Raw genomic sequence first — 4,700 nt, forward strand, 5'->3', positions numbered from 1 at the left:
ATAGGCGACTTCGCTTGAGGAGCGCTCCACCCAGGGATTGCCTTACGCGACGTTGGCTTGACCACTCTCACGCACCCCAAACCCGAGACGAAATGGCTTAATCGCGTCCAACGCGCGATTGCTTCTTTGGTTTCGTTCCGGGGGTTGAGCTTGTCTCCATTATTGCTGAGTCCGTGTGCCTGCCTGCAAGCCCGAGCGGTATCGTTCCCGAGACGGCGAGTATGCGGACCGCCCATCACGCTTCGGAAGCAGCTCCGCGATCGCCTGCATCAGCTCGTGCAGAACACCAGAGTGGCCCCTCCCGCCGATCCCCCGGCCATCATCGACCCGACGGTTGAACGGGTGAAACCGGGCAGCATAACAGCCTGGGTCCGCCATCTAGGAAACAGCCAAAGCTACGGCATGGTGCCGTGCAGAGCATCAGCGAAGAAGGAACCTAAAGCCGCCTTCCGGCTTCTCTCGCCATGACCACGCGCGGGATCAATTTCTTAGACCGGTGGATGGCGGATCACCTGCCGAATGCGATCACGGACGATTCAATGGCCATCGTTTACCTCGTCGAAGAGGCCCTGAAAGCTGCTGAGCGAGAAGGCATTAGCCCCGACGAGATCAGCGAGGAGGTCGGCACAGTCTTCGAAGTGATCCTCGATGCGATGCAGAACCGAGAAGGCGGCTTGGCGGCCTGAGCTCCTGTGGAGCTATGCGTTGCATTAGGAAATGTTAACTTCAGCCGCTGCAAAGGCGGCGCATAATGCCCACCTGCCCCGGCTCGCAACACGGGGTAAGAGGCCGGCCTGTCCCGCTCTAATCGTCCCCCGAATTCCCGCTCGCAGGCCGGGTCGCCTCAGCTTCACCTGATGGGTAAACTGCAATCGGAGCGGCCCGCCAGGGTCAACAGCCCGTTAGACTCCACATGTCACTTGAACGCGTACCTGTTAACAGCCCCGTCCGCCTCATGCGTGACCCGGATCCAGCGCTGTTCGTCGCCGCGCGCGTTCGTGACCTCACTGCCTGTGGCCGTTTCGGCTGCCACCCATGGAGTATTTGCATTGATGGTACGACTGGTCACAACGCTGTCCCCATCCATCTCTTCCACCCGATAGACCTTCATGTGCGACCTCTGCTCTATTCATCCCGTATCTGAACAGAGATCCAGGAAGCTTTGTTCCTGGGCGAAGCGGCGACCCGAAGGATACCGGTCAAAAGATGATACCCGTCACCCCAACGGGATGGCGCTCGTCCCTCACGACCGGGCTCTTGCGTGTGATGCTGCCGTACAAGTAAGCAACCTAAGATCGCGGCCGGCTTTTCCCCCGCATGAGCGCGCGCGCTTTGAAATTTCTGGACCGATGGATGGCAGACCATCTGCCAACGTGAGCACCGACGACCCAGGGGCCATTGCATCTTGTCGTTGAACTCCTTGCCTCTGCCGGGCGTCAGGGCATCGCGCCCAAAGAGATATACGAGGAGGTCGATAGCTTGTTTCACCTTCTGAGCGAAGCGATGTAACGCCGTGGGGGCGGCTTGGCCGATTGACATGGCGAAGATGCCTGCGCAGGGACCTCCATCATTTTTAAATGACGGCACGCTGCTGTCCTCCCCAAATGAGGGGTCCACTTCAGCACGAGGATTTTGAAGGTGTCGCCCGTAGGCGGGTGCTCCAGTTTGTTAGCGGAAAGGCATGAAGCCATGGCCGACAAAAAAAATAGGCGCTGGCGGAAGCGGCTTTGAGATCGCTATGGTCGGCGTCATCGTTTTCGCTGCGATGGGGCTCATCATAGTCGCAGCTACGGGAATGCAGTGAATTCCACAAACGGAGGGTCGGTCAGGCGGCGCGGCACGATGCCGTCTAGCCGGGGCGTGCCCGGCCTGCCGAGGGGTCGAGGAGACCTTGGGCGCACAGGCCGGGCTCTTACCCCGGTGCCAACCACGGCGGGGCAGAGATGCATTATGCGCCATCGTTCAGTGCTAGGCATCACCCTTTTTAGTGGTAACTAATGAAAAGCCCGCCGCAGCTAATGAGCGTAAGCGACGGGCTTTTTAGGTTGCCACTGAGACGGTACATTCCTGAAGGAACCGACCGCTCCTTTGCTTAATCACTGAGGCCTGAATCCGTTCCACAAAGGACCATTTCTGTGTGATAATGGCTGATGCCTCGCCGAGGGCGACGATCATGTCATTGTCGCGTTGCAGTGGCGTCTACGGGCCCGCTGATCTGGACATGCTCCAGCGGGTGTTTAACCGGTTGTGCGACGAGAGACGCCTGGCCAAGAAGGATCGCGAACAGCGGGAATGTCTGGCTAGGGAAGTCTTCCAAGCTTTTGATGACGGCACCACCGGCGAAGCTGACCTATTGCAGGCGCTTTCTAAGCGCCGGAGAGCTAGCTAAGCCTTAGAAAATGTTAATGTCAGTCGCTGGGAAGGCAGCGCATAATGTGCATCTGCCCCGGCTCGGAACGGGGTAAGAGGCCCGGCCTGCTCTCCACGTCCCCAGCCCACCCCGCGACAGGCCGGGTCCTCCTGTCCTGAGCTAGGCCCGCTCCGTCTTCCGACTTCTCTGTCGGGAACATCGCGACGGGTAAGCGGTTATGGATTCGACGGCGCGGTTGGTGTCCCAGTTCTATCCGAGCCGTCCGATAGGCAAGCAACGGAGCCCACTCGACCCTCCCTCACGAGTGGGCTCCAGCCGTTCTGGCGATCTGGATATTCTCTGCCTACATCGCCGCCATGAGTGCCGGACCCTCCAAGAACTGATCGACGCGGGCATGTCCGTCACGGGCGGCTGCCTCGACTGCCATCGACATCAGAAGCTCGATCTGTCGGCGCTCCGCGATCGCTTCGGCCCAGATGCTCCGGCTATGGAGTGGGACTTGAGGCCGAGGATGAAATGCGCGGTCTGCGGCGGCAAGCGTATTACCTTGACCTATTCGCCAGACACCGGCCCGAAAGACCTCAATAGGGGGCGGAACTAACTCCCCGGAACCTAGTGCCCCTTATCGCAGTTCCGTAGCTAGGCGGCGCTGTAAAGCGACGCGTCGAGCTGGCGTTTCGGCCCCCATTCGGGAGAATTGGAGTGGGCTGACGCCAGAGGAGGCCCGACAAAAGAGCCCGTTCCGCACTGGGCGGGCTCTTTCAATGTATTGACGGCGCTTATTGAAGAGCATTTCAAATGAACATCTATACCGTTGAAACCATGTCGGAGATGGACGTGTTCTCTGTTGCCTACGCGAAAACGACCTCACCGAAAGCAGCCGCTGAATGGGTGACCGGCCGCCAGGTACAGGACCGGCGAGACGAGACCCAATGGGTTCGCGTCACCGACGAGGCCAACCGAGCGGTCTACAAATTTGCCTTCAAATAGGAAAAGGACCGCCGCCGACACCGAGCCTGACGAGGTAACTGTGAGCAGGTTGGGCGCTCTGTGGTCCCGCCCTGCTTGAGCCATAATTTTCGGCTCCACGGAGCGCTGGAACGCCGTTCACGTTATAAGTCTATGGAAACCCCACCTCCAGACGCTCCCCGTCGAGAACATCGCCCGCGCGTGCTGAAGGGCGGAACGATCATCACGGGTTTCCGAAACTCGGAAATCAGCTGCTCACTACGCAATCAGCACTCCCAAGGAGCCGAACTGAAGGTGGCTGCAGACATTCAGATCCCAGTACGCTTTCTGCTCTACGTTCCCATCGACGGGATCGCTTACAAAGCTGTCGTTCGTTGGCGAAAGAATGACCGCGTCGGCGTCGAATTTGAGGGTACCGAGCCAAAGCCGAAGTTCCATTACGGTTGAATGCCGAAGGCAGCACCTGGTGGACAGAGGTACTTAGACGGCAACCAACGGATAGGAGTGAACGTCCGAGGCGATGATTGGACGGCGGGTCAGGCGTTGCCTTCGACCGCACTCTCGTCGTCCAGCTCGTAGGGCACCGGCAGGTAGGGGTTGGCCATCAGCCATTCACCGACGATCGTTCTGACCAGCTCCGACTTGGATAGTCCCATTTCCACAGCCAGGCCTGCCAACGCTTCCTCGACCTTCGGATCCAGGACGAGCCCCGTCACATTTCGCAGCATTAGGGCGGCCCTGCGGAGCATCACCTGAAGGTCGGCTCTCGAGATCCGGAAGCTTGTGATCCACAAGCCATGAAGGTCGACGGCAAGATCGTCTGGCACACGGAAAGGTTCCGGCCATGAGCAGCGCTGGTGCGTCGTCGCTCAACAGGTAGACGACCGCCGAGCGGGGCGGGGGACCAGGGTGTGTCGACGGTCGTCCGAGGACAAGGGGCCATATGGTCAGCAAACTGCGTTGCGATAGGCCCTGGCTCATTGTGGCGTCGATCACCCCCATCCACATTCACATTTGTTATTCCCTCCGAGTCGGGCGCCTTGTATCGGCGCGCTACAAATCGGGGGTAGGCCAATCCTAGAAGCCGCATGCATTCGCCACGGGGGCAGGGCAAGGACGCGCGCGAAGGCCTTCGCAGGTAGCGAGTGAAGGGCGGGGGTGTGAGAAACCTCTGTACGGGGCTCTATTCCAATTCGCATCCAGATTGGCAACGATCCGGCAACAAAAACGGTGTAGCTCTCGGCCGACCGGTGTAGGCTTGAGCACGTGCCGAGCCCGTTTGGAACCACATTGGCAACATCGGGCCAAAACGGCGCAGGGTGTGAAAGGGGGCCGCTACGCCTTGCAATTCAAGGCGTCT

Annotated in this window: 5 protein-coding genes; 3 read left to right on the forward strand and 2 right to left on the reverse strand. The window is 59.5% G+C overall.

Annotated elements, in window-relative coordinates:
- Window positions 1-464 precede the first annotated feature (464 nt).
- On the forward strand, window positions 465-686 hold the full coding sequence (locus tag EOA79_RS29765; RefSeq protein WP_066998571.1) for a DUF768 domain-containing protein: 222 nt from the start codon (window positions 465-467) through the stop codon (window positions 684-686).
- 230 nt (window positions 687-916) lie between these two features.
- Here EOA79_RS29765 and EOA79_RS29770 read toward each other — a convergent pair whose 3' ends face one another.
- A complete protein-coding gene (locus tag EOA79_RS29770) occupies window positions 917-1,111 on the reverse strand; it encodes a hypothetical protein (protein ID WP_127324234.1) in 195 nt (64 codons plus the stop codon).
- A gap of 2,058 nt (window positions 1,112-3,169) precedes the next feature.
- Between EOA79_RS29770 and EOA79_RS29795 the strand changes: the two genes are divergently transcribed.
- Together EOA79_RS29795 and EOA79_RS33910 are read left to right on the forward strand one after the other, a co-directional pair.
- Window positions 3,170-3,361, forward strand: a complete 192-nt coding sequence (locus EOA79_RS29795; protein ID WP_127334757.1) for a hypothetical protein — start codon at window positions 3,170-3,172, stop codon at window positions 3,359-3,361.
- A gap of 132 nt (window positions 3,362-3,493) precedes the next feature.
- Window positions 3,494-3,787, forward strand: coding sequence for a PilZ domain-containing protein (locus EOA79_RS33910; protein WP_127334758.1), 294 nt, complete (start codon window positions 3,494-3,496; stop codon window positions 3,785-3,787).
- Window positions 3,788-3,876: 89 nt separating this feature from the next.
- On the opposite strand, the gene EOA79_RS29805 is transcribed toward EOA79_RS33910, so the two are convergent.
- Entirely contained in the window at window positions 3,877-4,167 is a 291-nt protein-coding gene (locus EOA79_RS29805; protein WP_128293552.1) for a hypothetical protein, read from the reverse strand.
- Window positions 4,168-4,700 lie beyond the last annotated feature (533 nt).

This window comes from Mesorhizobium sp. M1A.F.Ca.IN.020.03.2.1 (genome assembly GCF_004023205.1).
In the GTDB taxonomy this organism is placed as follows: domain Bacteria; phylum Pseudomonadota; class Alphaproteobacteria; order Rhizobiales; family Rhizobiaceae; genus Mesorhizobium.

Excerpts from the sequence above, each read along its gene's own strand:
- EOA79_RS29795 (WP_127334757.1), top strand. The coding sequence starts at position 3,170 with ATGAACATCTATACCGTTGAAACCATGTCGGAGATGGACGTGTTCTCT.
- EOA79_RS33910 (WP_127334758.1), top strand. The coding sequence starts at position 3,494 with ATGGAAACCCCACCTCCAGACGCTCCCCGTCGAGAACATCGCCCGCGC.
- EOA79_RS29770 (WP_127324234.1), bottom strand. The coding sequence starts at position 1,111 with ATGAAGGTCTATCGGGTGGAAGAGATGGATGGGGACAGCGTTGTGACC.
- EOA79_RS29765 (WP_066998571.1), top strand. The coding sequence starts at position 465 with ATGACCACGCGCGGGATCAATTTCTTAGACCGGTGGATGGCGGATCAC.